Consider the following 5,722-nt stretch of genomic DNA (forward strand, 5'->3'; position numbering starts at 1 on the left):
CCTCAGCCAGAGAGCCGAGGGTGATCTTCCTACAGGGGACTTTCACCCCATCAGTTCATGCCCATGCTGGGCGTACACAAATAAATCAACTTCGCTCCAGCCCTTCGGGCTTCCGCCGGACCCGCTGCGCGGTCCGGTTATTTAAAATGTTGTGCGGTTATCCAAGTAATTGAGTTGTAGTGACAAGAGCGGTTGCGATAGCAGGCAATATTGCATTCTGCTGGTCTTCGAGCTCGGTCGTTGGGGTTGGGTGAATCATCCTAACCAATATGCTGTCAGCGGCATCTTGGTGGCCAATTAGAATGCAGTTTGAATACCAATAATGGCGCTGTTTTCTTCTGTGGTGTTAGCAGTCCTGGTTAAACATCGGCATCAGCGCCTTGTTCTTCTTTGTTCCACTAAGGGCCGTAAACCATGCCAACATCAGTGGCGGTTCTTTGCTTTATCAGGTCAGGCTGGTTCGGTTAATACGGCGTTCTATTCTTCGTGACGCTGTTCAGGCCAATCTGTTCCATCAGCTTTATTTCGTTGTTGCCCAAGCGGCTGGCGTCGTTAGCCTCATCGCGACGGCACAACAAAAGTTTAAACACCGGACTGGCTATACGCAGCCGCTCTTTATTCAACACCGGTTGCAGCCAGCCGGTTAAACAGACGTTGTGCGGTTTTCCAAGCAGTGGTGGTCATAGGTACAAGAGCGGTTTCAATATCAGGCAACATTGAATCCTGCTGGTCTTCGAGCTCTGTTGTTCTGGTCCGGCGAAACATTCAAACCAATTCGCCGTCAGCAGCATCTTGGTGGCCGATTAAAGTTCAGCTTGAATGGCAGCATTGGCGCTGTTTTCTTCTGTGGTGTTAGCAGTCCGGGTTAAACATCGGCATCAGCGCCCTGCTCTTCTTTGTTCCAAATAAATCCGAGAACCATGCCCGCAGCAGCGGCGGTTCTTTGCTTTATCGGGTTGGTCAGGTTCTGGTAAATCAGCGTTCTATTCTTCGTGACGCTGTTCAGGCCAATCCGTTCCGGCGGCTCTATTTCGTTGTTGCTCAAGCGGCTGGCGTCGCCAGCTTCATCGCAACGGCACAACAAAAGTTTAAACACCGGACTGGCTATACGCAGCCACTCCTTATCCAACTCCGGTTGCAGCCAGCCGGTTAAACAGACGTTGTGCGGTTATCCAGGCAATTGAGTGAATAGGTACAAGAGCGGTTGCAATAGCAAGCAACATTGAATCCTGCTGGTCTTCGAGCTCGGTCGTTGGGGTTCGGTGAATCAGCCAAGCCAATACGTTTTTAGCAGCATCTTGGTGGGCAATTGCAGTTCAGTTTGAATACCAGCTATAGCGCTGTTTTCTTCTATGGTGTTAGCAGTCCAGGTTAAACATTGGCACCAGCGCCCTGCTCTTCTTTGCTCCACATAAATCCGAGAACCATACCCACATCAGCGGCGGTTCTTTGCTTTATCCGATTGGTCAGATTCGGATCTTTAGGCGTTCTATTCTTCGTGACGCTGTTCAGGCCAATCTGTTTCAGCGACGGTATTTCGTTGTTGCCCAAGCGGCTGTCATAGCCAGCTTCGTTGCAGCTCACAACAAATAGTTTAAGTCGTTCGCTTCGCTCCCCTCCAGACCGTACAATGTGTACCAGTCCACCCCGCGTGATCGATGACCGGGCGGCGGCAGTGAGCCGAGAAACAGCCGAGACACTGTGCCCGTCAGCAAGGAGCAAGATGGCGTTGAGTCTCCGGCAGAGATCTTTATCTTTGGTCCGGTGCATCTTGTTGATGATCCGGCGTCGCTCATCATGGTCGGGGAGTGTTAGTATCATTTCGGGCTCGGCTCGTTTGTCGTTTGATTGGTTTGGCGATTAATCAGATCGCACAAACGACGCCGAGTTCCCTTCTTTCCCGGATAAGTGATCTACATTTCGGAACGGTTATTTAGGCGGCACTGGCTTAACTCCGTGTTGTCACCCACGATTATCGTCATTGAGGGGCCGGTTATCGCGCGAAACAACCGATGCACATCGGTTTTGTAAACAACCGTTCCTTGTCGCCCTATGTTCTGAGGAGAAGTGTATGTTCCAGTGGGGTAAACAACGAGACGAGCTGCGCGCCTGTCAGCAAGAAAACGCGGCCCTGCGTGCACCCATGACCGCCATTCGCGAGGCGATGGCCATGATTGTGTTCACTCCTCAGGGGCTCGTCATGGATGCCAATGACAAGTTCCTACACCTGATGGAATACCGGCTGGAGGAAGTACAGGGCGTCCATCATCGCCTCTTTTGCTCAGCCGAATTGGCCGCGAGTCGCGACTACCAGTTGTTCTGGCAACGCCTGGCGCGCGGCGAGAGCTTTACTGATAAATTCCAGCGCCAGACCAAGTCTGGCCGCCGTGTCTGGCTCGAGGCGAGCTATATGCCGGTGCGCGCGGCAGACGGCAGTGTGTCTCAGGTCATCAAGTTGGCGGCCGATATTACCGCGGCAGTCGGCGACGCCCAGCAACAACATGCGCTGATCACAGCCATCAATCGTTCGATGGCCGTCATTGCCTTCAATCCACAAGGCGAGGTGCTGACGGCCAATGAGAATTTTGAGCAGGTGATGGGCTACCGGCTGGCGGAGATTCGTGGCCAACACCATAGAATTTTCTGTGCCCCCGACTTGGCGGCCAGCAGCGAATACCTTGATTTTTGGGCACAGCTGAACCGAGGCGAATTTGTTAGTGGCCTGTTTGAACGGCGAACACGGACTGGCGATGTCATCTGGTTACGCGCAACCTACAACCCGGTGTTCGATGAATCAGGCAAGCTCTATCAGATCGTCAAGTTTGCCACGGATGTCACCACCCAGATCCGCCGAAATCAGTTGGAAAGTGAAGCGGCCCGTCAGGCCTATGCCTCTGCCTTGCAAACCAGCGACAGTACAAAGCACGGTCGCCAGGTGGTGAATGAGAGTGCGCAAATGATGTTAACGATCGCATCACAACTGCAGCAGGCCGCGGCCGCTATCACGGCATTGAACCAGCAATCGGATCGTATCAGCAACATAGTCGGCACCATCCGCAGCATTGCCGATCAGACCAATCTGCTGGCCCTCAATGCGGCCATCGAAGCCGCACGCGCCGGTGAGTTTGGCCGTGGATTTGCCGTTGTTGCCGATGAAGTCCGCAGCCTGGCCGCCCGTACCAGCCAGGCAACCGAGGAAATTGTGGAGGTGGTAAAACACAATCAGCAATTAACTCAAGCCGTGGTGGCGGGCATGGAGGCCAACCAGCAGCAGGCCGAGCAGGGGGTGGCCAGGGTTCAGCAGGCCGATCAGGTCATTGCCGACATCCAGCAGCAAGCGCTCTCCGTGGTCGAGGCCGTCAGTCATGTGACGCAGTCGCTGCAGGATTAGCGCCGCGACGGTATGACCGGCCACGGTATCGGAGTTGGGTGCACTCAGGGGTTAGCGGTGCCATGAGATTCGATGCGCTAGCGGGTCTGCGCCAAGCAGTGGTTGCAACAGTGGCCAGGATTGCAGCTGATCGCCCCATAACTCCCTAGACTGGCGCTTCCGGCTACCACAAACGGGCTTCGGGATGCTTGCGTGCGGGGTTCAAATGGCGCAGATTACTTTCTCTAAACAATTCAAAACGCGAGCCCCCATGACCCAAACCACGATGTTTAACCCGGTGCTGTACCGGATGATTATTCCACTTGTTGTGATTTTGCTGACCATGCTCGGCTACAAGGCACCGTTCTTTTATGCGCTGGCGCTGTTTATTGTGGCCCCTACGGTGCTGGCCATACTGGCAAATCGCTGGGAGCAGCAGGATATTGCCTTTCGCGAAACCTCTCTGGATATCGTGTACACCCAATACAACTGGATCCATGTGCCGGTTGAAGATGAACGAGTCTATTTGAGTAATATCTTTTTTCGGCAGCAATCGATCCTGGCGCAGAAGCTACTCATGGCGGCGCGGATCAAGACGGTTGTGTGTGCCACGGTTGCCTTGGTAGCCCTGTACGATAGCGTCACTGCCTGGACTCAATTCAATCGTCAGGATCCCTATTCCATCGCCTTTTTTGCGGGCGCTATCATCTGGGTCGCCGCCGCAGGGTGGCTGAATGTCAGAACGCTGGAACTCTATCAGCGCATCGCCCGGCAAGATTATCAGGTGAAATCGATCACGATCGCCGAGAAGCCGCTGTATACCGCGGTCATGGAAACCCGGACGGCTGGCGATGAGCCTGTGATGGCCGGGTTGTTGCGTGGCTATTAATCCCCGACGGCGAGTACGGCGACAACCCCGGAGGTTTGCCGCTGCATGATAAATAGCAACCGTCACATCGAGGAGCTCGATCTCTGTGAACCCTGAACCAGTCGTCGCGCATTTTCGCCCGGCCAGCGACGCCGATGTGCCCGCGCTCCTGGCACTCCGCCACCGCACCATGGACCCCCACTTTCAATCCGTCGGTCTTGCATATTCGGAGCAGGATCATCTGGCTCGCATTGAGCTGCGCCTTGACTGCGCGCAGCTGATCTGTCGCGGCGAGCAGCTGATCGGCTTACTGAAGTTGGTCAAAGAAGGCGACGTTTGGGACTTGATCCAGCTACAGCTGGCGCCGGAACTACAGGGCAGAGGTTTTGGTACTCAGCTGTTGCAGGGGATCCTGCAGGAGGCTCGGCTGGCCGGGGTCGCGGTCCAGCTCAGTGTGTTTAAGAGCAATCCGGCATTGCACCTGTATCAACGGCTTGGCTTTATCATTCACTCCGCAACCGAACACAGTTATGAGATGCTATGGCGGCCCGAGTGCAAGGCCGCCGCATCGAGCGGCCAACCATGAGGATGAATGTCCAGGACAGTGTGCACGCATAAGGAATCCATAATGACCGCGCTTAAACCCATCCCCGCCGCCGATGTCGCCATCCATAGCGTAAAAACCCTGTATCCCGAACCCTTTGCCGCCCTGGTCGCAGGCCGAAGCAAACGCAAACTCGGGGAGCAGTTCGGATTAACGAACTTCGGCGTCAACTTGACCCATCTCGCACCGGGTGCCATATCGGCGCTCAGTCATCACCATTCCCGGCAAGATGAGTTTATCTACATTCTCTCCGGTACCGCGATTCTGCGTTTGGGTGACAACGAACAGGTCATGACGGCGGGGGATTGTATCGGTTTTAAAGCCGGCAGCCCCTTGGGCCATCAATTGCTCAACCGCTCTGCCGAAGAGGTGGTCTATCTGGAAGTTGGCGACCGGACGCCGGGCGATGCCGTCACCTATCCGGAGGATGATCTGGCGTTTAATGCCCGCGCCGATGGCTCTTGGGCCATCAGCCATAAAGATGGCACTCCCTATTCAGACTAACGAGATATCCCCTATTTCCGAATAAACGGATTCAAGTTTAATCATGAGTACCTAACACTGGATATATCACGAGAAATATATGGCTATTGGTTTCAACAAACATTATGCGCTACTGGCTGTTCTGCTATTTGGTGTGGAATTGGCCATCGCCCTCTGGGTTCACGATACCCTGATCCGTCCATTTATCGGCGATGTTCTGGTGGTGATGTTATTATTCTGCCTGCTGCGTGCCGTAATTCAGATGAATAATAAGCACTTAATTGTGGCAGTGCTGATTTTTTCTTATGCCGTGGAGCAGGGCTGACGCATCAGTGTTTATACTTTGAACAACCCCATACATTCGAACAAATATTGTTCATTCAGACAGCAGAGCCTG

7 protein-coding genes and 1 pseudogene are annotated in these 5,722 nt (G+C 54.1%); 5 read left to right on the forward strand and 3 right to left on the reverse strand.

From position 1 onward, the window contains the following. Window positions 1-865: 865 nt before the first annotated feature. The 3 genes and pseudogenes from ACYVG7_RS03835 to ACYVG7_RS03845 all read right to left on the reverse strand — a co-directional run. Entirely contained in the window at window positions 866-1,129 is a 264-nt protein-coding gene (locus ACYVG7_RS03835; protein ID WP_460881924.1) for a hypothetical protein, read from the reverse strand. Between the two features lie 242 nt (window positions 1,130-1,371). Then, entirely contained in the window at window positions 1,372-1,551 is a 180-nt protein-coding gene (locus tag ACYVG7_RS03840; RefSeq protein ID WP_460881925.1) for a hypothetical protein, read from the reverse strand. A gap of 53 nt (window positions 1,552-1,604) precedes the next feature. Continuing rightward, a pseudogene (locus ACYVG7_RS03845) lies at window positions 1,605-1,821 on the reverse strand (helix-turn-helix domain-containing protein); the annotation flags it as partial. A gap of 250 nt (window positions 1,822-2,071) precedes the next feature. On the opposite strand from ACYVG7_RS03845, the gene ACYVG7_RS03850 reads away from it, so the two are divergent. The 5 genes from ACYVG7_RS03850 (at window position 2,072) to ACYVG7_RS03870 (ending at window position 5,650) form a co-directional block, all read left to right on the forward strand. Next, window positions 2,072-3,391 (forward strand): methyl-accepting chemotaxis protein, encoded by a 1,320-nt coding sequence (locus ACYVG7_RS03850; RefSeq protein ID WP_460881926.1) that lies wholly within the window; start codon window positions 2,072-2,074, stop codon window positions 3,389-3,391. A gap of 250 nt (window positions 3,392-3,641) precedes the next feature. Further along, entirely contained in the window at window positions 3,642-4,259 is a 618-nt protein-coding gene (locus ACYVG7_RS03855; protein ID WP_460881927.1) for a hypothetical protein, read from the forward strand. A gap of 85 nt (window positions 4,260-4,344) precedes the next feature. Beyond that, window positions 4,345-4,824 (forward strand): GNAT family N-acetyltransferase, encoded by a 480-nt coding sequence (locus ACYVG7_RS03860; RefSeq protein ID WP_460881928.1) that lies wholly within the window; start codon window positions 4,345-4,347, stop codon window positions 4,822-4,824. A gap of 42 nt (window positions 4,825-4,866) precedes the next feature. Beyond that, on the forward strand, window positions 4,867-5,346 hold the full coding sequence (locus ACYVG7_RS03865; protein ID WP_460881929.1) for a cupin domain-containing protein: 480 nt from the start codon (window positions 4,867-4,869) through the stop codon (window positions 5,344-5,346). A 79-nt stretch (window positions 5,347-5,425) separates the two neighbouring features. Beyond that, the gene (locus ACYVG7_RS03870) at window positions 5,426-5,650 is read left to right on the forward strand and encodes a DUF2809 domain-containing protein (protein ID WP_460881930.1); all 225 of its coding nucleotides are present in this window, start codon (window positions 5,426-5,428) and stop codon (window positions 5,648-5,650) included. The last annotated feature ends 72 nt before the right edge of the window (window positions 5,651-5,722 follow it).

Source organism: Pseudaeromonas pectinilytica, from assembly GCF_054780855.1.